Source organism: Streptacidiphilus jeojiensis (genome assembly GCF_042510965.1).
GTDB lineage: Bacteria > Actinomycetota > Actinomycetes > Streptomycetales > Streptomycetaceae > Streptacidiphilus > Streptacidiphilus jeojiensis.
In genome coordinates, this window is the sequence record NZ_JBEUKS010000003.1 from 31,534 (window position 1) to 52,853 (window position 21,320).

Below are 21,320 nucleotides of genomic sequence, written 5' to 3' on the forward strand. Positions count from 1 at the left end.
GGAGAGAACCACGATGAGCAACAGCAACCCCTTCGAGAACCCCGACGGCGTCTACACGGTCCTGGTCAACGACGAGGGCCAGCACAGCCTGTGGCCCGACTTCGTCGACGTCCCGGCGGGCTGGACGGTGGCCCACGGGCCGGCCGCCCGCCCGGAGTGCCTGGAGTACATCGAGGCCAACTGGACCGACCTGCGGCCCAAGAGCCTGGTGCGGCAGGACGGTTGACCCGAGAACGGCGAAGGGGCCGGCCCGCGAAGTCGATTCGCGGGTCGGCCCCTTCGGCGTACTGCGGTGGGCGGGATCAGGAGGTCGGGGTGACCACCTTGGTCGCCGGGTTGCCGTCCACGGCCTCGGACAGCATCGGCACCAGCCGCTCCAGGGTGTAGGGCAGGCTCAGCACCGAGACGAAGGAGGTCGCGTTGCCGAAGTCGCTGCTGCTGGGGACGAACACCTCGCGGCCCTGCTTGACCACCGCCAGGTCGCCGTAGAGCTTGTTGGCGTGCAGCGCGGCCTCGTCCTTGGCCGGGTCGTCCACCAGCCAGACGATGGCGTCGGTGTTCAGCAGGTCGGTGCGCTCGTTGCTGATGTTGTCGCCGAACTGGTTGCCGATGACCTTGTCCAGGGTCGCGGGCAGCTTGAAGCCGAGCGAGGTGAGCATGCGCGAACGCGGGTCCTCGCTGCCGTAGACGAAGAAGCCCTGGTACGGCGTGGCCATCACGGCGGTCTTCCCGGCGAACTCCGGGTGCGCCTTGGCGGCCGCGGCGAAGTCGGCGTCGACGCCCGAGACCAGGGTCTTGGCCTCGGTGGCCTTGCCCAGCGCCTGGCCGATGATCTCGGTCTGCTGCTGCCAGGGGACCCCGTAGTCGTTGTAGCCCTTGGGTGCGGCGACCACCGGGGCGATCTTGGACAGGGTCTTGTACTGGGCGTCCGTCAGGCCCGCGTACACCGCCAGGATCAGGTCCGGGTGCAGCGCGGCGATCTGCTCGGCATTGGGCCCGGTGCCGGGGTCCTTCAGCACGGTCGGCAGCGCGGCACTGCCCAGCTTGGCGGTGGCCCAGGGGCCGATGGCGCCCTTGTACGCGCCGAGCCACTCGGTGGTGGCCACCGGTACCTGACCCAGCGCCAGCACCGCGTCCTGGTCGGTCAGTCCGACCGTGACGATGCGCTTGGGTGCGGCCTTGACGGTGGTGCTGCCGAACTTGTTGGCGATGGTCACCGGGAAGGCCGAGCCCGCGGTGGCACTGGCCTTGGCGTCGCCGGCCGAGGCGGTGGTCTCGCCGGTGCTGGAGCCGCAGGCGGTGGCGGCGCCGAGCAGGACCAGGCCGGAGGCCAGTGCGGTGGCGGTGCGGGTGCCTCTCGGGAAGGAGCGCATGAGTCATGTCCTTTGGTTCGCTGTGGTGATGCCGTGGAGGGAAGGTCTGTTGGGGTCAGTGGGTGGTGCCGGTGCGGGTCCCCGACCAGGCCGCCCACAGGTCGGCGTAGCGGCCGCCCGCGCTGCTGAGCCGGTCGTGGGTGCCGCTCTCGACGATCCGGCCGCCGTCCATGACGACGATCCGGTCCGCGGTTGCGGCCTGGCTGAGCCGGTGCGCCACGATCAGCGCGGTGCGGCCCTGCAGCGCTTGTGTGGTGGCGGCCTCCAGCAGGAGGGCTCCGGCGCTGCCGGCCTCCGCGGTGGCCTCGTCCAGCACGGCGACCGGCGGGTCGGCCAGGATCAGCCGGGCCAGTGCCAACTGCTGGGCCTGGGTGGGGGTGAGGCGGTGGCCGCCCTCGCCGACCACGGTCCGCAGCGCCTCGGGCAGCGCCTCGGCCCAGGCCAGTGCGCCCACCTTGTCCAGGGCGGCGCGCAGTTGGGGTTCGCCCGCGTCGGGGCGGGCCAGCCGGAGGTCGTCCGCCAGGGGTCCGGCGAAGACGTGCACCTCCTGGGTGACCAGTCCGACCGGGAGGCTGTGCGGGTCGCTGTCGTTGAGGGCGGTGGCGAGACGGACGGTGCCGCTGGTCGGGCTGTGGATGCCGGCGATCAGGGCGGCCAGGGTGCTCTTGCCGGCGCCGCTCTCGCCGACCAGGGCCACCTTCTCGCCGCGGCGCAGGGTGAGGTCGATGCCGTGCAGCACCGGCCGGCCGGGGGCGTAGGCGTGGCCGAGGGCGGTCACCTCGACGGCGGTGTCGGTGCCGGTGCCGGAAGCGGAAGGAAGCGGCGGGTCCTGATGGTCCGCCAGATCGGTGACGCCGACCAGCCGGGCCAGCCCCGCCCCGGCCGACTGCATGTCGTCCAGCAGCACCAGCGCCGCGTTGACCGGGTCGAAGAGGCTGTGGAAGTACAGGGCCGCGGCCGTGGCCACGCCGATGCTCGCGGAGCCGTCCCGTACCAGCAGCAGGCCGGTGAGCAGCACGGCGGCCAGTCCGACGTACTCGGCGACGTGCAGCCGGCTGTAGAAGCCCAGGATCAGCCGCACCCCGCGCATGGTGATCTGCACCGCGGCCCAGGAGCGCTGCTCCATCCGTTCGGTGTGCGCCGCCTCCAGCCGGAAGGCCCGGATGGTGGCCGCTGCCCCGACGGTGTCCAGCAGTTCCTGCTGCTGGGCGCCGGTGGCGATGCGCTCGGAGGCGTAGAGCGGTACGGCCCGGCGCAGGTACCAGCGGGCGGTGGCCGCCTGGATCGGCACGGCCAGCAGCGCCGCCAGCAGAAAGCGCCAGTCCAGCAGCGCGAGCGCGCCCAGGGTCAGCACGATCGCCAGCGCCGAGCGGACCAGCTCCGGCAGGGCGGTGCGGACGGCCTCGGCCACCCGGGAGACGTCCCCGGTGACCCTGGCGGTGAGATCGCCGGAGCCGGCCTGCTCCAACTGCTGCTGCGGCAGCCGCAGCGCCCGTTCGACGAAGTCCTCGCGCAGTGCGGCCAGTACGGTCTCGCCGAGCCGGGCGGTCAGTGAGCGGCCGAGCGCGGTGGTGGCGCCCTGCACCACGGCGACCAGCACCAGCAGCACGGCCGGGGGGGTCAGGGCGCCGGGGCCGCGGTGGTCGGCGACCAGGTCGACGATGTGGCCCAGCAGCGGCTGGGTGAGCAGTCCCACGGCGGTGGCGCCGGTCATGGTGGCGAGTCCGGCGAGGGCCAGTGCTCCGCGCGGGCGCAGCAGGCGCCGGACCGCGGCCAGGGTCTGCGCCGGGTCGGCGGTGGGCAGCAGTTCCCTGGTCCGGTCGGTGCCGCTCATGCCAGAACCGCCGCGCAGTAGCCGGACTGACGCTGGATCAGTTCCAGGTGCGGGCCGGTGTCGGCGACCCGTCCGTGCTCGATCAGCACCACCCGGTCGGCAACCGCCAGCAGTGCCGGGCTGGTGGTGATCAGCACGGTGGTGCGGCCGTGGCGCAGGGTGCGCAGGCCGTCGGCGATCGCGGCCTCGGTGACCGCGTCGACCGCGGTGGTCGGGTCGTGCAGCACCAGGACCTCGCGGTCGGCGGCCAGGGCCCGGGCCAGCGCCACCCGTTGGCGCTGGCCGCCGGAGAGCGAGCGGCCGCGTTCACTGACCGGGGTGTCGTAGCCCTGGGCCAGGGCGGCGGCGACCTCGTCGGCGCCGGCCGCGGCGGTGATCGGGGCGAGATCGGTCGACGGGTCGGCGGCGGCTGCGACGTTGTCGTGCAGGGTGCCCGCGAAGAGGTCGGCGTCGTGGTCGGCGACCAGCACGAGCGAGCGCAGTTCGGCCGGGTCCAGGGCGGTCAGCGGTATCCCGTCCAGCTCGACCGCTCCGGTGCCGGGGTCCTGCCGCCGGGCCAGGCACTGGATCAGCGCGGTGGCGTCCGCGGGGTCGGCCACGGCGACGCCCAGCAGTTCGCCGGGGGCGATGTCCAGGTCCAGGCCGCGCAGGCTGCCGTGGCCGACGCCGCGCAGCCGGATGCCGCCGCGCACCGGTGCGGCCGGGGGCAGCGGCTCGGCGGTGGTGATCTCCGGTGCGGCGGACAGGACTTCGGCGATCCGGCGGGCCGAGGCGCGGCCCTGGGCCAGGTCGGCGTTGACCCAGGTGAGCGTCTCCAGCGGGCCGAGCAGGAACATCGCCAGGCCGACGGCCGAGACCAACTGGCCCAGGCTGATGCTTCCTTCGGCGGCCAGCCGGCCGCCGACCAGGGCGATCACCGCGATGAAGACCCCGGTCAGGGCGAGCACCAGGCCGTTCTGCAGCGCCTGGGCGCGGGTGGCGCGCAGTGTCGCGGCCAGTGAGTCGCGGCTGGTGCGGCGGTAGCGTTCGACGGCGGCGGGCACCGCGCCGAGGCCCTTGAGCACCCGCAGCCCGGCGACCAGGTCGGCGGCGACGCCGGAGGCGTCCGCGGCCCGCTCCTGCTCGGTCTCGCTGCGCTGCTCCAAGGGCTTGCTGAGCAGATGGCCCAGCGCGGTCATCGCGGGCGTGCCGAGCAGGACCACCAGGCCCAGCGGCAGGGAGGTGCGCAGCAGTACGGCCGCGGCGACCACCAGGCCCATCAGTGCCGAGATGCCGAACACCAGCCCGGTGTTGACGGCGCCGACGCGCCGGGCGTCCTCGGTGGCCAGGGTGGCCAGTGCCCCGGGCAGCCGGCCGTTCTCGGCGCCGCCGGCCGGGTGCAGCACCCGCCGGACCAGGTCCATCCGCAGCCGGTGGCCCGCCTGCTCGGCGGCGCGCTCCCCGGCCCGGGCGCCGAAGCGGAAACTGAAGGAGAGTCCGACGTAGACCGCGGCGAGCACCACCAGCCAGCCGAGCAGTGCCGTCAGGCTGCCGCGGGCCACCGCACGGTCGACGACCACGCCGATCAGCACCGGCACCATCGCCTCGCCGGCCTGGTGCCCGGCCCCGAGCACCGCCCCGGTCACCACGTCGCGCAACTCGCCGCTGACCGCCCGGCCCAGTACCGCCCGTCCGGAAACGCGCACCCTCACCCCTCCGCACAGCTCGGCAGCATGGAAACAAAGGTGAGGCTAACCTAAGTTACCTGCCGTAGCCAGCTCGCCCGGGGGCGTCAGGTCTCGCGGCCCCCCGAGGCCGACACCAGCGACTCCCCGGCGCCGGACCGGTAGTAGAGGACCGAGCGGCCGGACCGCCTGCGCCGCACCAGCCCCGCGTCGTGCAGCACCCTGAGGTGCCGGCCGACCGAACCCAGGCCCTGTCCGGTCAGGGCGACCAGCTGGGTGGTGCTCTTGGGCGTCGCCAGCAGCACCAGCACCGCGGCCCGTCCGGGACCGAGCAGGGCGGCCAGCGCCCGGGGCGCCGGGTCCGGCCGTCCGGCCTCGGCCAGGGCGCCCGAGCACGGGTAGACCACGGCGTAGCGGTGGTGCGGCAGCGGGGCCGGCGGATCCCCCTCCACGCCGTCGGCCGGCTTGGGGGACCAGGAGACCCAGCCCTGACGCGGCGTCACCGGTACGAACAGCAGCTGCGCTCCGGAGATGTCCCGAGGCGGGTAGTCATGGACGTTGACCTGCAGCCGGCCGTTGCCCAGCCAGCGCATACCCCGCCGCATGGCGTCGAAGGCCCCGGCCCAGCCGCCCTGGCTCAGCTCGGCGGTGCGCGCCACGATGTCCGCCTCCAGCACCCGCCGGCGCTGCGGCCAGTACGGCAGCACGGTCTCGGTCCACACCCACTCCAGCAGGCCGGCGGCGCGGTGCGGAAGATCGGCGCGGTGCAGTTCGGGCGGGAGCGGGCCGCCCAGCGAGACGGTCAGATTGGTCCTGGCGACCTCGGGGGAGGCCTCGCGCACCCGCGCCACCTCCTGCTCGAAGGCGGGATCGGGTGCCGCCCCGGGGGCGGGGGTCAGGAAGTCCGCGATCCAGCTGCGGCCCAGGGCGGACCGGATCAGCAGCGCGGTGACCGGGTCGGCGGCCAGGCGCCGCCGGTAGGCGGCCAGGTGCGCGTCCAGCCAGGCCCGCTCGCCGGGATGCGCGGCGGTCCCCCGCTCCAGCGCCTTCAGGCTCGCGGTGGCCTCGGCCAGCGGGGACAGCACGAACCTGCTGCCCGCCAGGGTGTCCGCGTCGACCTGCCACCAGCCCATGGTTTCGCCTCCGCGCGAAACTCTAACGCCCCCGAACAGCACCACCGGAGACTGCGGCATGCGCACCTACCAGGAGCTCTTCCGCACCCCCGAGTTCACCCCCTTCTTCCTGGCCTCGGCGGCCGGGATCGGCGCCTCCACGGTCAGCGGGCTGGCCCGGGGCACGCTGGTCTTCGGCGCCACCGGCTCGCCGCTGCTCTCCTCGCTGGCCATGTTCGGACCCTCGCTGGCCCAACTGGTCGGAGCGGCAACCCTGCTGTCGGCCGCCGACCGGCTGCCGCCCCGGGCGGCGATGAGCGGCCTGACGCTGCTGCTGGCCCTGGCCACCGCCGCGCAGGCGGTTCCCGGTCTGCCGGTGTGGGCCGTCTTCGCTCTGCTCGCCGGACAGGGGCTGGTCTCCTCGCTCGGCGGCGGGGTCCGCTACGGGCTGCTCAACGAGATCGTCGACCGGGACGGCTACCTGCTCGGCCGCTCGCTGCTCAACATGGCCACCGGCACCCTGCAGATCTGCGGCTACGCCGTCGGCGGGCTGCTGATCGCCGGGATGTCGCCACGCGGCACGCTGCTGGTCGGCGCCGCCCTCTACACCTGCGCGGCGCTGGTGTCGCGGCTCGGCCTCGGCGCCCGGCCCGCACGCTCCGGCGGGCGGCCCTCGGTCACCGAGACCTGGCGGACCAACGCCCGGCTCTGGTCCGCGAAGCCGCGCCGCTACGTCTACCTGGCGCTGTGGGTGCCGAACGGGTTGATCGTCGGCGCCGAGTCGCTCTTCGTGCCGTACGCTCCGGGCCGCTCCGGACTGCTGTTCGCCTTCGCCGCGTTGGGCATGCTGGCGGGGGACACGCTCACCGGCCGCTTCGTCCCGGCATGGTGGCGCGAGCGGCTCGGGGCGCCGATGCGGCTGCTGCTGGCCGTCCCCTACCTGGTGTTCGCCCTGCGGCCCTCGCTGCCGTTCGCGCTGGTGGCGGTGCTGCTGGCCTCGGTGGGCTACGCGGCCAGCCTGCTGCTGCAGGAGCGGCTGATGGCGCTGGTGCCGCAGGAACTGAGCGGACACGCCCTGGGGCTGCACTCCTCGGGGATGCTCGCCATGCAGGGCGTGGGCGCGGCCCTGGCCGGGGCGGTCGCCACCAGGACCTCGCCGGCGACGGCGATGTCACTGATGGCGGCGGCTTCCGTGGCCGTCACCCTGTGCCTGGCACCGGGGCTGCGGGGCCCGGTCCGGCCCGAAGAGCGGCAGCCCGAGGTGCCGGTGGCTCAGCACTCCTGAGGGGCAGCGTCACTGACGGAGTATCAGCAGCCGCCGCAGTCGCAGCACTCACAGCACTCGCAGCACTCCAGCGCCTCACAGCAGTCCCCGTCGCAGCAGTCCACGTCGCTGCAGGGGCCCTGGCGACGACGACCGTTGCAAGGGTCCTCGTAGTCCTCGCGGCAGCAGGCCTGGCAGGTGCAGCAGAGCAGGGCCCACATCGCGCAGCCGGCCACCGGGTTGCGGCGGCGCGGCGGGGGCGGCGGCGGGACGTCGAAGGGGCCGCGCGGACCGGCCGGGCCGTAGGGGGCGGCCGGACCGAAGGAGCCCTGGGCGCCGGCGCCCGCGTGGGCGAAGGTGCGGCGCACCGCGGCGGCGGTCTCATGGGCCAGCAGCCGGTGGGCCAGCGTGCCGTCGCTGAACTCCAGGTCGCGCAGCGCCAACCGGATGCCGTGCACGGCGTCGTCGCACAGCCGCCGGGCCTCGTCGGTGCTGGTGCCGGTGGCGAGCAGCGGGTTCCAGGCGCCGGTGGCCCGGTCCTCGGCCAGGTCCTCGACGGCGTCCAGCAGATGGGCCAGCCGGCCGAAGAGCCGGCCGATCTCGGCCAGCGGGGCGCGGTTGCCGGGGCGGCCCGCGAGCACGGCGGTGTGCTCCAGCGCCAGCGAGGTCGCGTGCTCGGTCGGCGCCGTCACCAGCAGCACCGAACTGCCGGGCAGGGCGGCGCGTTCCAGCGTCCCCTGCTGGGCCAGGGTGTCGAAGAGCAGGCCGGTGTCGAAGCCGAGGCTGCTGCCGCCGCTGCGGCTCTGCCGTCCCCAGCGCTCGGCCACCCCGCCGGCCGCGAGCGCCACCGGGCGCCGGGCGTAGGCGCCGTCGCCGTCCTCGACATGGTCGCGGACCTTGGCCGAGGCCAGCGCCAGCGACACCGCGGCGGCCAGCCTTGCCCCCTCGCCCCGGGCCACCGAGGCGGTGCGCATCCCGCGCAGCGGACAGGGGCCCGCCTTGCGGCGTCCGCCGACCGGATCGTCGCTCTGCGCCTCGACCAGCACCGAGACGATCAGCCCGTCGTAGTTGGTGGCGGTCCGGGCCAGCTGGCCGTGGTCGTCGCGCAGGGCCAGGCACAGCCCGCACAGGTGGGCGGTCCAGGACTGGTGCAGCGCCTCGGTGAGCCGGTGGCGGCAGGGCCTGATGATTCCGAACATCCGCGCGTGGGGGCCTTTCCGAGAGACGAGGGACATCCGCCTGACGGCGTACCAGGGGAGCCTAGTGCGAGCCGTGTTCGAGAGGCAGGGAGACCGCTGATCTGCCCGCCCCCGCCTCGGTGCTCGTCCGGGCCGCGCGCCGGCCGAAGCGGCGGGTCCGCTCAAGGCGGTTACGCTGGGCCGATGACGGCGCAGCAGATCCCCTACCTGACCGTCTCGACGCCGGACGGGCCGGTCGTGCACGAGACCGAGGTCAAGAAGTCGCGCTTCCTGTGCTCCCTGCTGCGGGTGCAGGACGAGGCCGAGGCGCAGGCGTTCGTCGCCTCGGTGCGCCGGCAGTACTGGGACGCGCGGCACAACTGCACCGCCTTCGTGATCGGGGACCGGCCGCGCCGCGAGCGCTCCAACGACGACGGCGAGCCGGCCGGCACGGCGGGGGCGCCGATGCTGGAGGTGCTGCGCCGGCGCGGGCTGACCGACACGGTGGCGGTGGTGACCCGGTACTTCGGCGGGGTGCTGCTGGGCGCGGGCGGCCTGGTGCGCGCCTACGGCGGTGCGGTGTCGGCGGCGCTGGACCAGGCCGTGGTGGTGGAGCGGCGGCTGGTGGCCCTGCTGGCCGTGGGCGTGGACCACCAGCGCGCCGGGCGGTTGGAGAACGACCTGCGCGCCGCCGGGCACCTGGTCCGGGAGGCCGTCTACACCGGGTCGGGGGTCCGCTTCGAGATCGGGGTGCCGGCCGGGGAGGTGGCGGCTTTCGAGGCCTGGCTGGCGGCGGCGAGCGCGGGCGCCGCCGAGTTGGAGCCGATCGGGACCGAGCGCGTCGACGTGCCCTGGGGCGGGGTCCGGCCCTCCCGCTGATGGTTGTGGGGACTCCACAAGGTCGGCAAGGTCAACTCGGTGCGCTGTGGCGCCCCTGCGCGGCTCGATCATCGTGACAGTGTGGAGGTATGCAGCAGAGGCCGCAGTGCTGACGGCTCGTCGGCACAGTGCAGCCTTCGTTTGTTTCCTACTGACGGGAGTGCGGCGATGGCGATGGGGACGATCGAGGTCGCGGTGACCGGACTGGGTGCCAGCACCCCGCTGGGCGGGGACATGGCCGGTACCTGGGAGGCGATGCTCGCCGGACGCTCCGGGACGTCCGTGATCGCCGAGGACTGGGCCGCGGCGCTGCCGGTGCGGATCGCCGCGCCGCTCGCCGTCGAGCCGACCGAGTCCCTGTCCAGGGTCGAGGCCAGGCGGCTGGACCGGTGCGAGCAGCTCGCCCTGGTCAGTGCCCGCGAGGCGTGGGCGCACGCCGGGCGGCCCGAGGTGGATCCGGAGCGCCTGGCCGTGGTGATCGGCACCGGCACCGGCGGCGCCCGCTCCCTGCTGGCCCAGGACGACCTGCTGGAGCAGTTCGGGCCGCGCAAGGTGTCCCCGTACGCGGTGCCGATGCTGATGCCCAACGGTCCGGCCGCCTGGGTCAGCATCGACCTCGGCGCGCTGGGCGGGGCCCGTACCCCGGTCAGTGCCTGCTCCTCGGGGGCGGAGGCGATCGCCATGGGCCTGGACCTGATCCGGCTGGGCCGGGCCGACGTGGTGGTGGCCGGCGGCACCGAGGCCTGCCTGGCCCCGCTGCCGCTGGCCGGGTTCGCGCAGATGACGGCGCTGTCGACGCGCAACGAGGACCCCGGCGCGGCCTCGCGCCCGTTCGACCTGGACCGGGACGGCTTCGTGATGGGGGAGGGCGCGGCGGTCCTGGTCCTGGAGCGCGCGGACCTGGCCCGGGCCCGGTCGGCCCGGGTGCACGCCCTGCTGGCCGGGGCGGGCGTCACCTCCAGCGCGGTCCACATCACCGCCTCGGACCGGTACGGCCAGGTCCGGGCCATCGGGCAGGCCCTGGCCGACGGCGGCCTGGGGCCGCTGGACATCGGGATGGTGCACGCCCATGCCACCTCGACCCCGGCCGGGGACCTGGTCGAGGCGGAGGCGGTGGCCGACGCTGTCGGCACCCACCCGGTGGTCACCGCGACCAAGTCGATGACGGGTCATCTGCTCGGTGCCTCCGGCGCGCTGGGCGCCGCGGTGGCGGTGCTGTCGCTGCGCGAGGGCGCCACCCCGGCGATCCGCAACCTGGACCGGCCCGACCCGGAGGTCAAGCTCGACCTGGTCCGCGGCAACCGCCGCCGGGGCGTCTGGGAGGCGGCGCTGGCCAACTCCTTCGGCTTCGGCGGGCACAACGTCACACTCGCCTTCACCCGCGCCTGAGCCGCGCCCTCACCCGCGTCTGAGCTGCTACGACGTGCACGATCCGCCCGTTTCTGCCGGGTTCGGACGTTCTGTTCATGTGAGTTGTGGCACTAACCAGCCCGGTTAACCTGCTGTTCACACATGGGCAACAGGAGGGAAATTGCGGCCTGTGAGTCTCGGGCGCAGAAAAACAGCGGACCTCCTCAGCGTCGCGGAGCACCGCAACGCGTCACCGCATCGTTCCCACCCCACCGCGAGGAATGCCGCCCGTGAGCTTCAAGGCTGAGTACATCTGGATCGACGGCACCGAGCCGACCGCCAAGCTTCGTTCGAAGACGCGTGTCCTGGCCGACGGTGCAGAGCTGCCCACCTGGGGCTTCGACGGCTCCAGCACCAACCAGGCCGAGGGCCACGCGTCCGACCGTGTGCTCAAGCCGGTGTTCTCCTGCCCGGACCCGATCCGCGGTGGCGACAACGTGCTGGTGCTGTGCGAGGTCTTCAACATCGACGGCAGCGACCACGAGTCCAACACCCGCGCGCTGCTGCGCCCCATCGCCGAGCAGTTCGCGGCGCAGGAGGCCATCTTCGGCATCGAGCAGGAGTACAACTTCTTCAAGGACGGCCGTCCCTTCGGCTTCCCGGTCAACGGCTACCCGGCCGCCCAGGGCGGCTACTACTGCGGCGTCGGCGCCGACGAGGTCTTCGGTCGCGAGATCGTCGAGCTGCACCTGGACCGCTGCATCGAGGCCGGCCTGGCCATCTGCGGCATCAACGCCGAGGTCATGCCCGGCCAGTGGGAGTTCCAGATCGGCCCGGTCGACGCGCTGACCGTCTCGGACCACCTGTGGGTGGCCCGCTGGCTGCTCTACCGCACCGCCGAGGAGTTCGACGTCGCGGTGACCATCGACGCCAAGCCGGTGAAGGGCGACTGGAACGGCGCCGGGGCGCACACCAACTTCTCCACCAAGGCGATGCGCGAGGGCTACGCCGCGATCATCACCGCGTGCGAGTCGCTGGGCGCCGACCAGGAGAAGGTGCTGGAGCACGTCAAGCAGTACGGCCACGGCATCGAGGACCGTCTCACCGGCAAGCACGAGACCGCCCCGTGGAACGTCTACAGCTACGGCGTCTCTGACCGCGGCGCCTCGGTGCGCATCCCGTGGCAGGTCGAGGTCGAGCAGAAGGGCTACATCGAGGACCGTCGCCCCAACGCGAACGTGGACCCGTACGTGGTGACCCGCCTGCTGGTCAACACCTGCTGCACCGCGCTGGAGAAGGCCGACCAGGTCTGATCCGCAGCTGAGCCCAGAACACGCAGCGCCCGCCGGGACTCCCGGCGGGCGCTGCGTGCTGAATCCTGTCGATCAGGCGTTCTTGACCAGCGAGACCTCGAACTCCAGCACGACCTTGTCGCTGACCAGGACGCCGCCGGTCTCCAGCGGGGCGTTCCAGGTGATGCCGTAGTCCTTGCGGCTGATGGTGTGCGAGCCCTCGAAGCCCAGGCGCTTGTTGCCGAACGGGTCGGTCGCCGCGCCCTCGAACTCGAAGTCGATGGTGATCGGGTGGCTGACGCCCTTGATGGTGAGGTCGCCGCTCAGCTTGGCGTTGTTCTCGTCGACCAGCTGGGCACTGGTGGAGCGGAAGGTGATCTCCGGGTAGTTGTCCAGGTCGAGGAAGTCATTGGTGCGCAGGTGGCCGTCGCGGTCGGCGTTGCGAGTGTCGATGCTGTCGACCTTGATGGCGAGCTCAGCGGTGGACTGCTCGGGCTTCTCGGCGTCGATCACGACGGTGCCGGTGAACTCGTTGAAGGAACCGCGGACCTTGGTGACCATCGCATGCCGGGCGACGAAGCCGATGCGGGTGTGCGCCGGGTCGATGGTGTAGGTGCCGGACAGCTCGGGGGTGATGGCGGCCATGTTGCGCTCCTCGATCGTTGTTCGTCAGTGGTTGATGTGTCACCTTGATAGTGGCGCAGGATGGATGATGTGTCAACCAAGAGAGGTAAGGTGGTTTCATGAACGACATCGACACCGCTGCTGAGCCGCGCTGGCTGAACGACACCGAGCAGCACGCCTGGCGCAGTTTCCTGCGGATGCAGGCCCAGCTCACCACCCGGCTGGGCCGCGAGCTGCAGGCCGAGTCCGACCTCTCCATCGCAGACTACGACGTACTGGTGCATCTGACAGATCTGGAGGGCGGACGGCGCCGGATCCTCGAACTGGCCAGGGAACTGGACTGGGAGAAGAGCCGGATGTCGCACCACCTGGCCCGGATGGCCAAGCGCGGACTGATAGCCCGCGAGGAGTGCGAGGCCGACGGACGCGGCGCCTTCATCGCGATCACCCCGCAGGGGCAGGCCGCGATCGAGGCGGCGGCCCCGCGCCATGTGGAGACGGTCCGCCGGCTGGTGTTCGACGCGCTCACCAGCGAGCAGGTCGCCGCACTGGGCGCGGTCTCCGACCGGATCCTGGAGCAGCTGGGCACCCCCGCGCCGAGCTGCGAGGACTGAGGGCCGGTGCTGCTGCCTTCGGGCCGAGGGCCGGCCGCGGCCGGTCACAGCCCTTCGGCCGCGAGCTCCCGGACGGCGGCGACGGTGTCGGCGTCGGCCGGGCCCTTGTCCTCGCGGTAGCGCAGCACCCGGGCGAAGCGCAGGGTCAGCCCGGCCGGGTAGCGGGGGCTGCGCTGCACCCCGTCGAAGGCGATCTCGACCACCAGCTCGGGCCGGACGTGGACCACCCAGTCGTCCCGGCGGACCTCGCGGAGCAGCAGCTCACGGGTCTGGAAGGCGAGGATCTCGTCGGTGAGGCCCTTGAAGGTCTTGCCGAGCATCACCCATTCGCCGGTACCCGGCGGCAGTCCCTCGGCGCCGTCGGCCCGCGCGCCCAGGTGCAGGTTGCTCAGCCAGCCGCTGCGGCGGCCGCTGCCCCACTCGGCGGCCAGCACCACCAGGTCCAGGGTGTGCCGGGGCTTGACCTTGATCCAGCCGGCCCCGCGCCGCCCGGCCGCGTAGGGCGCGTCGGGATCCTTGACGACGACTCCCTCGTGGCCGTGGGCCAGCGCGTCCCGGAAGAAGGCGTGCGCGGCCCCGTCGTCGCCGGTGAGCAGCCGGGGCACGCGCAGCTCCGCCGGCACGGTCGCCGCCAGCGCCTCGACGCGGCGCTGGGCGGGCTGGTCCAGCAGGTCGGCGCCGTCCAGGTGCAGCAGGTCGAAGAAGAAGACGCTGAGCGGGACCTCCTCGCGCAGCGCCGCCGCGTCCTTGCGGGAGGCGGTGCGCGCGGCGGTGACCTGGAACGGCCGGGGACGGCCGTCCGGGCCCAGCGCCACCGCCTCGCCGTCCAGGACGGCCGAGCGCAGCGGGAGGGCCCGCACCGCCTCGACGACCTCGGGCACCCGGGCGGTGATGTCGTCCAGGCTGCGGGTGTAGACGCCGACCTGGTCGCCGTCGCGGTGCACCTGCACCCGGATGCCGTCCAGCTTCCACTCCAGCGCGGCCGGCCTGACCCGCTCCAGGGCGGAGCCGACGTCCGGCGCCGAGGCCGCCAGCATCGGGCGGACCGGGCGGCCCAGTTCCAGGCCGAAGGCCCGAAGGGCGGGCGATCCGCCGGTGATCGCCGCGTCGGCGACCGCCGCCGCCGACCCCCGGAACATCAGCGCCCGGCGCACATCCGTCACCGGCACCCCGGCGGCCTTGGCGACGGCGTCGCCCATCACCGCGTCCAGCGCGCCCTGCCGCAGGTCCCCGCCGAGCACCCCGCGCAGGAAGGCCTGCTCCTCGGCCGTGGCGCGGGAGAACAGGTCGGTCAGCAGCTGCTGCCGGGCGGCCTGGGAGCCGGGCCCGTGCACCTCGGCGATCTGCTGCAGGATCCGCTCGGTCTCGGCGACGCCCAACTGCGGGCGCTCCGCGGCGGCGGGCAGGTCGCGCAGCGCCGCCGGTCCGACGCCGACCCGCATCCGGCGCGACTCGCCGGACAGCAGCACCACCGCCGCGTGCAGGTCGGCCCGGTCCAGCCCGCGGAGCAGGTCGGCGAGCAGGGCGACCTTGGCGTTGCGGGCCGGCTCCGCAGCGGTGGCGTGCGAGACCGCGGCTACCTGCTGAAGCTGCATGGGGTCATTCTGGCCCGGCGCGGCCGGGGGCGCCCGCGGGCTGCCCGCGGGCAGTCCTCGATCATGATCTGCATGATGGACGCATGGGCGATTGGTGGTACCGCAACATCACGGAGCCCGGCAAGCTGCCGCTGCTGCTGGCACTGGCCTCGTTCATCATCACCTTCCTGGTCACCCGGCTGATCACCCGACTGATCCGGGCCGGCCGGGGCCCGTTCCGGGACATCACCCCGGGCGGGGTGCACATCCACCACGCGGTGCCCGGGCTGGTGCTGACCGTCGTCGGCGGGTTCGGCGCGGTCGCCACGGATCTGCACAGCGCCTCGGCGAGCGTGTGCGCGGTGGTCTTCGGCGTCGGCGCCGGCCTGGTGCTCGACGAGTTCGCGCTGATCGTGCACCTGGACGACGTCTACTGGAGCGAGGAGGGCCGGCGCAGCGTGGAGGTGGTGGTGCTGGCGGCGGCGCTGGGCGGGCTGGTGGCGCTGGGCTTCTCGCCGCTGGGCGTGGACGACCTGTCCGGCCAGCAGGCCGGCGACCGCAGTTCGGTGGTCACCACGCTGGTGGTCAACTTCCTGCTGGTGGTCCTCGCGCTGCTCAAGGGCAAGCTGCGGATGGCGCTGATCGGCGTGCTGGTGCCCTTCGTGGCCCTGTTCGGGGCGGTACGGCTGGCGCAGCCCGGGTCGTACTGGGAGCGCCGCTTCTACCGGCGGCGCCCCCGCGCGCGGGCCAGGGCCCGGCTGCGTGCCTACCGGCACGCGCGGCGCTGGTCCCGGTTGGGGCGCCGGTTCAACGAACTGGTCGGCGGCGCCCCGACCGGGGAGCCGGCCCGGAGCGACCGGCCGGGCTGAGCCGGTTCCAGGTTGTCAGGACGCCGGGCTCAGGACACGACGTCCTTGGCGCGGAAGTGGCGGAAGGCCAGGGCGAACAGCACCAGGGCGTAGCTCACCGAGACCGAGACGCCCTTGGCCATGCCGCTCCACTGCGGATCGGTCTGCAGCAGGTCGGCCCAGGAGTAGGCCCAGTAGGTGGGCAGGAAGTCGCGGACGCTGCCCAGGGCGCTGATCGCGCCCAGGATGTTGCCCAGGATGGTCAGGCCCAGGGCGCCGCCGACCGCGCCCAGCGGCGCGTCGGTGACCGTGGAGAGCCAGAACGCCAGCGCCGCGGTGACCAGTTGGCTCAGCAGGATGAATCCGATCGCGACCAGCAGCCGCACCACGGCGGTACTCGTGGGCAGCGATCCGCCGGCCGGCAGCTGCAGCGGCTTCCAGCCGTAGGCGGCGGTGCCAGCAGCCAGGGCGACCAGCGGGACCAGCAGGGTGGCGACGGTGCTGAAGGCCAGAGCCACCGTCAGCTTGCTGACCAGCAGCCGGGTCCGCGGTACCGGTGCGGCCAGCAGGTAGCGCAGCGAGGACCAGCCGGCCTCCGAGGCCACCGTGTCGCCGAAGAACAGCGCGACCGGCACCACCAGGAAGAAGCCCGAGGACAGGAACAGGCAGGTCGCGGTGAAGTTGGCGCCCGAGGCGGTGGCGACGGTGAGCAGCCCGTTCTGGTTGCGTTCACCGCCGGGGCTGCCGCCGACCTGGAAGGCGATCAGGATGATCAGCGGCAGCAGCACCACCAGCGCGCCCATCGCGAGGGTGCGGCGCCGGCGCAGCTGGCGGACCGCCTCCACCCGCAGCGGCAGGGTGCTGCGCGCGGTGCTGCGATTCTTGAAAGGCCCGTGCGCGGTGGCCGGGGAGCCCGAGGGCGGGCCCGACGGGGCGTCAGTGAGCGTGCTCATCGGGCTGCTCCTCCGATCAGGGTGAGGAACGCGTCCTCCAGGCGGCGGTGCGGGCCGAGGCTCTGCACCGGGATCTCCAGTCGGACCAGGTCGACGGTCAGCTCGGCGGCGGTGGCCCCGTCCAGCCGTACCAGCAGGCCTTCGGCGACCGGCTCGGCCGAGGCCACCCCCGGCAGCGCCGCCACCTTGCCGACCAGGTCGGGGTCGAGCGGCTGCTCCGTGCCGACCAGCAGGGTGTCCGCGGAGCCGACGATCTCGGCGACCGGTCCGGCCTGGGCCAGCTGCCCGTGGTCCATCACCACCAGGTGGGTGCAGGTCTGTTCGACCTCGGCGAGCAGATGGCTGGAGACGATGACGGTGCGTCCGGCCGCGGCGTAGCCGACGATCACGTCGCGCATCTCGCGGATCTGCGGCGGGTCCAGTCCGTTCAGCGGCTCGTCCAGGATCAGCAGGTCGGGCAGGCCCAGCATGGCCTGGGCGATGGCCAGCCGCTGCCGCATGCCCTGCGAGTAGGTCCGCACCGCGCGTTCCACGGCGTCGCCGAGCCCGGCGATGGCCAGTGCCTCGTCCAGGTGGGCGTCCTCGGCGGGGCGTCCGGTGGCCTGCCAGTACAGCTCCAGGTTGGCCAGTCCGGACAGGTGCGGCAGGAAGCCGGGGCCCTCGACGAACGCGCCGACCCGGGAGAGCACCGGCGCGCCCGGACGGATCGGCTGCCCGAAGACCCGGATCTCGCCGCTGTCCGGGCTGATCAGGCCCATCAGCATGCGCAGGGTGGTGGTCTTGCCGGCGCCGTTGGGGCCGAGCAGTCCCAGCACCTGGCCCGGCTCCACCTGGAAGGACAGGTCGCGCACGGCGTAGCGGTCGGCCGATCCGGCGTAACGCTTCGTCAGACCCTGGATCCGCAGCGGTACCAGCACCAGTTCCGGGTCGGCGGCCGGCTGCCCGGCCCGGCGGCGTAGGCGTCCGGTGCGACGGTTGCGCCCGGTGAGCAGCAGCGCCGCCGCGACCACCAGCGCCAGCAGCGGCAGGCCCCAGACCCACCAGGGCAGCGGGGAGGCGGCGGTGCTGAGCGCCGGGTCGGTGGGCACGCTCAGGTCGTTGCCCAGCAGCGACACGGTGTAGGAGGCGGGCGCGGCGGGGGAGGCGTAGGCCAGGTCGGTGGAGGACAGCACCAGCTCCAGCCGGTGCCCGGCCGGGACCTGGTGGTCCACGGTGGGCAGGTGCACCAGCACGTCGGCGCCGGCCCTGGCGCCGGTCACCCGCAGCGGGGTGACCAGTTGCGAGGGCAGCACCTTGCTGCCGCCGGTGCCGGGGGCGACGTCGTAGAGCTTGGCGAACAGCACCGCGTCGTCGCTGTCGGCGCGGACGTGGATGCGTACGGTGGGGGAGCCGGTGATCCGCAGTGAGGTGGTCAGCGGTTGCGAGAGGAACTCGGCGGACTGGCCGGGGAAGTCCAGTGAGAGGCCGACGCCCAGGCCGGAGAGCTGGCTGAGCGAACCGATCCCGGGCAGCGCGGAGATGGCCGGCGGTGCGCCGCCCGGCGGGTTCTCGAAGGTCTGCGGCGGCCCGGAGAGCGAGACCGCGACCGGGGAGTTCTCCAGGCCGGGGTAGGAGTCGGCGCTGGCGCCCTGGAGGGTGACGGTGCCGCTGGTGCTGTCGACGCCGCCGCTGCGGCTGACCCGGAAGGCCGGGCCGGTGCCGACGGCGGTGTCGCGCTTGAGGTAGCGGTCGAACCAGGCCGAGGTGCGCTGTTCGATCCGGGCCGACTCCAGGTCGCCGCCGTCGTGGCCGCCGGCGATCCAGTCCACCGACACCGGGGCTCCGTTGGCCTTGATCGCGGCTGCGGCCTGGTCGGCCTGGTCCAGCGGGAACAGCGAGTCGGTCTGGCCCTGGACCAGCAGCGTCGGCACCTTGATCTGCTTGGCCACCGCCGAGGGGCTGCGCTGCTCCAGCAGTTGCTCGGCGGCCGCGTCCGGTTTCCCGGAGACGGCCACCCGCTGGTACATCGCGCACAGGTCCGCGGCGAAGCGGCCGCAGGTGGAGTCGTCGGTGGCGGTGATCCGGGGGCCGGCCTGGCCGGTCGTGGTGGTCGCGGACTGGTCGGTGGAGCCGGTGGTGAAGAAGATCCCGGCCCACAGCTTCTTGAACACGCCGTCGGGGAACAGCGCGTCGGACAGGTTCCAGTAGGTGATCTCCGGGGCGATGGCGTCGACCCGCTTGTCGTATCCGGCGGCCAGCAGGGCCACCGCGCCGCCGTAGGAGGCTCCGGCGATGCCGACCCGGGGGTCGCCGGGGGCGTCCAGTTGCACGTCGGGCTGCTTGGCCAGCCAGTCGATCAGGCCGCTGACGTCGGCGACCTCGCGCTGCGGGTCGTTCAGGCCGATGTCGCCGCCGGAGGCGCCGAATCCCCGTGCCGACCAGGTCATCACGGCGTAGCCCTGGCGGGCCATGGTCTGCGCCTCGCCGGTCAGGTCGTCCTTGTTGCCGCCGAAGCCGTGGGCCAGCAGGACGGCCGGGCGGCGGACGCCGGGGGAGCCGGAGGTGAAGTAGGAGGTGTCGATCCTCACCGTGGTGCTGCTGCCCGGCGACTCGGGCAGTGCCAGTACCTGGTCGGTGCGTTGCACCGGCGCGGGACCGTGGTCGGCGACGGCGGTCCAGGTGCCGGCTCCCACCAGCAGGGCTGCGGCGACCGCGCCCGCGAACAGTGCTCGCCGCGGGCGGAGCAGTCGGAATCCCATACGGGGGGTGCCTTTCGAAGGGGCGTCAGGAGCTCAGTGGGTCCGCGTTCGGCGGATCACTGCTGGGAGAACGATCCCAGACGCGCGCTGGTGCCCTTCGACCAGGAGGAACTGCGGGGGTGTCGGGCGGACCGCCGCGCAGCCCACGCGCGCCAGGAAGCGCGGGGCTGCACGGGGTGGTCGCCTCGGCCGTGAAGGCAGTCCTGATGACCACTGGTCAGATCACCTGGGGAGGCTGAGTACCAAGGTGACGTGACACCACGCGCAGTGTCAAGACCGCCTCGGCCGGCCTGCTCCCCGGGTGGTTCCGGGGCCGGGTCAGTTCGGCACGGTGTCCGTGAAGTGCGTGCCGGCCGCCTCGTAGGCGTTGACGGCGCTCTGGACGGTGGCCGGGGACTGGGCGCCGGAGGCGTTGTAGTAGACCCAGTTGACCTTCTCGTCCCAGGTGCGGGCGCCGGTGAAGGGCAGGTCGATGAACCACTCGTTGAAGTCGATGGTCATCTTCTCGCGCGGGTAGTACTTGCCGGTGCTGGAGAAGACCTGGGTGCCGTCGATGTAGTAGGTGACCGTGCCGCCTGCGACCGTTGCGACCAGGGTGTGCCAGCCCTGGAGGCTGCCGATGGTGTCGTTGGTGACCCGGTCGAAGGCGTCGGAGCTGTACCAGGAGGTGGTGTACATCGAGTTCGCCGGGCCGCCCCAGCCGCCGTTGGGCAGGTACTCGAAGTCGTCCTCGCTGTAGAGCGAGTCGTCCGGGGTGATGGTGTAGAAGGTCTCGTTGACGTGGTCGCCGTTGGCGCCGCTGGTGGGGGCGTCGTTGAAGTAGACCCGGGCGGCGTAGGTGCCCTCGAAGAACTTGCGCTGGGTGGTGTCGATCTCGGCCTGGGTGGTGCCGGCCGTGGTGCCGTCGGTGCTGGCCTGCAACTGCATCACCCGGCCGCCCTGGGCGGTGGAGTCGCTGGGGAAGCTGATGGCGTTGGCGGACCAGGTGTTGGCAACGCCGGGGCCGCCGGAGCCGGTGCGCACCGTCCAGTCGTGTGCGGCCAGGGCGGGGTCACTGGGGCCGGTGTAGTGGAAGTCGTCGAACAGGGTGGCGCCGGAGGGCGGGGTGGTGGAGCCGCCACCGCCGGTGGGCGTCGGGGTGGGGGTGGGGGTGGGGCTGGAGGTCGGACCGCCGCCGCCGGCCGGTTCGGTGCCCCAGACCAGGGCGCCGCTGCGGTAGGCGGTCACCGTGCTGGACGCGGTGTAGGAGGTGTCGGCTCCGTTGAAGGAGTAGTCGTTCGCCTGGTTCACGTTCTGCCAGTCGCTGCGGTAGAGCCGCAGCTGCAGGTCGCCGGTGCTGGCGCCGGGGGCCAGCGATCCGGCCCCGGCGCCGAAGCTGATCTGCAGGTAGTGGTCGGCGGTGGCGCTCGGTGTGGCCAGTGCGGCGACCGTGCCGGTGACGTTGGAGCAGCTCACCACGGCCCAGGCGCAGGCGAAGGTGTACGAGGAGGCGCCGTCGGCGGTGAAGTAGTAACGCAGTGTCACCTGGCTCAGCGGGACGGCGGCGGTCGAGTTGTTGACGACCTGGAACCAGGGCTCGGCCTCGTCGGCGCTGGCCCCGGTGGTGGTCTTGTACAGCACCGACAGTGCGGGGGAGTCGGCGTGTGCGGGGTGCACGGTCGGGTACAGCGCGGTGGCCGCGCAGACCAGTGCGGCGGCGCCGGCCAGCAGCGCCCTGCGGGTCCGGCGGCGGAGGTCGAACGGTGTGCGGTGGGGGTGGACGTGCTCCATCGGTGCTCCTCGGGAGATGGGAGGTGCGAACGCGGCACGCCGTACGGAGTCCGCGCGCCAGGAAGCGCGGATCCCGTACGGCCCGGTGCAGCCGGCACAGCCCCGTCGGGCTGACCACTGGTCATTAACTGCTTGCCGGTTGACGTACAAGGTGGGGCCTTGTCCTGCGACTGTCAAGGGCCTGATGGGTGCTAAGGCCTTGGAAATACTGGTCTCCGCAGGTCGGAGCGGACATTTCTCCGCGGGGTATTGA

17 protein-coding genes are annotated in these 21,320 nt (G+C 73.2%); 7 read left to right on the plus strand and 10 right to left on the minus strand.

All coding sequences use genetic code 11. The features are described from left to right. Nucleotides 1-13 precede the first annotated feature (13 nt). A complete protein-coding gene (locus ABUW04_RS09145) occupies nt 14-226 on the plus strand; it encodes an MbtH family protein (protein ID WP_380563945.1) in 213 nt (70 codons plus the stop codon). Nucleotides 227-302: 76 nt separating this feature from the next. Here the strand turns inward: ABUW04_RS09145 and ABUW04_RS09150 are convergent, their stop codons facing one another. From ABUW04_RS09150 to ABUW04_RS09165, 4 genes are all read right to left on the minus strand, one after another. Beyond that, nucleotides 303-1,373, minus strand: a complete 1,071-nt coding sequence (locus ABUW04_RS09150) for an iron-siderophore ABC transporter substrate-binding protein (protein ID WP_030255452.1) — start codon at nt 1,371-1,373, stop codon at nt 303-305. 55 nt (nt 1,374-1,428) lie between these two features. Then, entirely contained in the window at nt 1,429-3,207 is a 1,779-nt protein-coding gene (locus ABUW04_RS09155) for an ABC transporter ATP-binding protein (protein WP_380563946.1), read from the minus strand. Further along, nucleotides 3,204-4,892: an ABC transporter ATP-binding protein gene (locus ABUW04_RS09160; RefSeq protein ID WP_380563947.1), complete on the minus strand. Its 1,689-nt coding sequence runs from the start codon at nt 4,890-4,892 to the stop codon at nt 3,204-3,206. Before ABUW04_RS09160 ends, ABUW04_RS09155 begins: the two co-directional genes overlap by 4 nt. Nucleotides 4,893-4,978: 86 nt before the next feature. Further along, nucleotides 4,979-6,004, minus strand: a complete 1,026-nt coding sequence (locus ABUW04_RS09165) for an ArsR family transcriptional regulator (RefSeq protein WP_380563949.1) — start codon at nt 6,002-6,004, stop codon at nt 4,979-4,981. 58 nt (nt 6,005-6,062) lie between these two features. Between ABUW04_RS09165 and ABUW04_RS09170 the strand changes: the two genes are divergently transcribed. After that, nucleotides 6,063-7,268, plus strand: a complete 1,206-nt coding sequence (locus ABUW04_RS09170; protein WP_380563951.1) for an MFS transporter — start codon at nt 6,063-6,065, stop codon at nt 7,266-7,268. Between the two features lie 23 nt (nt 7,269-7,291). On the opposite strand, the gene ABUW04_RS09175 is transcribed toward ABUW04_RS09170, so the two are convergent. Continuing rightward, the gene (locus ABUW04_RS09175) at nt 7,292-8,446 is read right to left on the minus strand and encodes a DUF5685 family protein (RefSeq protein ID WP_380563953.1); all 1,155 of its coding nucleotides are present in this window, start codon (nt 8,444-8,446) and stop codon (nt 7,292-7,294) included. A gap of 183 nt (nt 8,447-8,629) precedes the next feature. On the opposite strand from ABUW04_RS09175, the gene ABUW04_RS09180 reads away from it, so the two are divergent. The 3 genes from ABUW04_RS09180 (at nt 8,630) to glnII (ending at nt 11,967) form a co-directional block, all read left to right on the plus strand. Then, nucleotides 8,630-9,304 carry a YigZ family protein gene (locus ABUW04_RS09180; protein WP_380563954.1) on the plus strand — a complete coding sequence of 225 codons (675 nt, stop codon included), beginning with the start codon at nt 8,630-8,632 and terminating at the stop codon, nt 9,302-9,304. 168 nt (nt 9,305-9,472) lie between these two features. After that, nucleotides 9,473-10,693 (plus strand): beta-ketoacyl-[acyl-carrier-protein] synthase family protein, encoded by a 1,221-nt coding sequence (locus ABUW04_RS09185; protein WP_380563955.1) that lies wholly within the window; start codon nt 9,473-9,475, stop codon nt 10,691-10,693. A gap of 251 nt (nt 10,694-10,944) precedes the next feature. Further along, on the plus strand, nt 10,945-11,967 hold the full coding sequence (gene glnII / locus ABUW04_RS09190) for a glutamine synthetase (protein WP_030255430.1): 1,023 nt from the start codon (nt 10,945-10,947) through the stop codon (nt 11,965-11,967). Between the two features lie 72 nt (nt 11,968-12,039). On the opposite strand, the gene ABUW04_RS09195 is transcribed toward glnII, so the two are convergent. Further along, on the minus strand, nt 12,040-12,591 hold the full coding sequence (locus ABUW04_RS09195) for a YceI family protein (RefSeq protein ID WP_380563957.1): 552 nt from the start codon (nt 12,589-12,591) through the stop codon (nt 12,040-12,042). A gap of 98 nt (nt 12,592-12,689) precedes the next feature. Between ABUW04_RS09195 and ABUW04_RS09200 the strand changes: the two genes are divergently transcribed. Further along, nucleotides 12,690-13,184, plus strand: a complete 495-nt coding sequence (locus tag ABUW04_RS09200; protein WP_030255425.1) for a MarR family winged helix-turn-helix transcriptional regulator — start codon at nt 12,690-12,692, stop codon at nt 13,182-13,184. A gap of 44 nt (nt 13,185-13,228) precedes the next feature. On the opposite strand, the gene ABUW04_RS09205 is transcribed toward ABUW04_RS09200, so the two are convergent. Then, nucleotides 13,229-14,779, minus strand: a complete 1,551-nt coding sequence (locus tag ABUW04_RS09205; RefSeq protein WP_380563958.1) for an ATP-dependent DNA ligase — start codon at nt 14,777-14,779, stop codon at nt 13,229-13,231. Nucleotides 14,780-14,862: 83 nt separating this feature from the next. On the opposite strand from ABUW04_RS09205, the gene ABUW04_RS09210 reads away from it, so the two are divergent. Next, complete coding sequence (locus tag ABUW04_RS09210; protein WP_380563959.1) at nt 14,863-15,627, plus strand: hypothetical protein; 765 nt, start codon at nt 14,863-14,865, stop codon at nt 15,625-15,627. A 29-nt stretch (nt 15,628-15,656) separates the two neighbouring features. Here the strand turns inward: ABUW04_RS09210 and ABUW04_RS09215 are convergent, their stop codons facing one another. The 3 genes from ABUW04_RS09215 to ABUW04_RS09225 all read right to left on the minus strand — a co-directional run bounded on the left by ABUW04_RS09215 (nt 15,657) and on the right by ABUW04_RS09225 (nt 21,067). Continuing rightward, nucleotides 15,657-16,559, minus strand: a complete 903-nt coding sequence (locus tag ABUW04_RS09215) for an ABC transporter permease (protein WP_380563960.1) — start codon at nt 16,557-16,559, stop codon at nt 15,657-15,659. Beyond that, complete coding sequence (locus tag ABUW04_RS09220) at nt 16,556-19,297, minus strand: alpha/beta fold hydrolase (RefSeq protein WP_380563961.1); 2,742 nt, start codon at nt 19,295-19,297, stop codon at nt 16,556-16,558. The genes ABUW04_RS09215 and ABUW04_RS09220 overlap by 4 nt, the downstream gene beginning before the upstream one ends. 318 nt (nt 19,298-19,615) lie before the next feature. Next, nucleotides 19,616-21,067: a cellulose binding domain-containing protein gene (locus ABUW04_RS09225; RefSeq protein ID WP_380563963.1), complete on the minus strand. Its 1,452-nt coding sequence runs from the start codon at nt 21,065-21,067 to the stop codon at nt 19,616-19,618. Nucleotides 21,068-21,320: the final 253 nt, after the last annotated feature.

Coding starts and splice junctions, on each gene's coding strand:
- ABUW04_RS09145 (WP_380563945.1), top strand. CDS start 14: ATGAGCAACAGCAACCCCTTCGAGAACCCCGACGGCGTCTACACGGTC.
- ABUW04_RS09150 (WP_030255452.1), bottom strand. CDS start 1,373: ATGCGCTCCTTCCCGAGAGGCACCCGCACCGCCACCGCACTGGCCTCC.
- ABUW04_RS09155 (WP_380563946.1), bottom strand. CDS start 3,207: ATGAGCGGCACCGACCGGACCAGGGAACTGCTGCCCACCGCCGACCCG.
- ABUW04_RS09165 (WP_380563949.1), bottom strand. CDS start 6,004: ATGGGCTGGTGGCAGGTCGACGCGGACACCCTGGCGGGCAGCAGGTTC.
- ABUW04_RS09170 (WP_380563951.1), top strand. CDS start 6,063: ATGCGCACCTACCAGGAGCTCTTCCGCACCCCCGAGTTCACCCCCTTC.
- ABUW04_RS09175 (WP_380563953.1), bottom strand. CDS start 8,446: ATGTTCGGAATCATCAGGCCCTGCCGCCACCGGCTCACCGAGGCGCTG.
- ABUW04_RS09180 (WP_380563954.1), top strand. CDS start 8,630: ATGACGGCGCAGCAGATCCCCTACCTGACCGTCTCGACGCCGGACGGG.
- ABUW04_RS09185 (WP_380563955.1), top strand. CDS start 9,473: ATGGCGATGGGGACGATCGAGGTCGCGGTGACCGGACTGGGTGCCAGC.
- ABUW04_RS09195 (WP_380563957.1), bottom strand. CDS start 12,591: ATGGCCGCCATCACCCCCGAGCTGTCCGGCACCTACACCATCGACCCG.
- ABUW04_RS09200 (WP_030255425.1), top strand. CDS start 12,690: ATGAACGACATCGACACCGCTGCTGAGCCGCGCTGGCTGAACGACACC.
- ABUW04_RS09205 (WP_380563958.1), bottom strand. CDS start 14,779: ATGCAGCTTCAGCAGGTAGCCGCGGTCTCGCACGCCACCGCTGCGGAG.
- ABUW04_RS09210 (WP_380563959.1), top strand. CDS start 14,863: ATGGGCGATTGGTGGTACCGCAACATCACGGAGCCCGGCAAGCTGCCG.
- ABUW04_RS09215 (WP_380563960.1), bottom strand. CDS start 16,559: ATGAGCACGCTCACTGACGCCCCGTCGGGCCCGCCCTCGGGCTCCCCG.
- ABUW04_RS09220 (WP_380563961.1), bottom strand. CDS start 19,297: ATGGGATTCCGACTGCTCCGCCCGCGGCGAGCACTGTTCGCGGGCGCG.
- ABUW04_RS09225 (WP_380563963.1), bottom strand. CDS start 21,067: ATGGAGCACGTCCACCCCCACCGCACACCGTTCGACCTCCGCCGCCGG.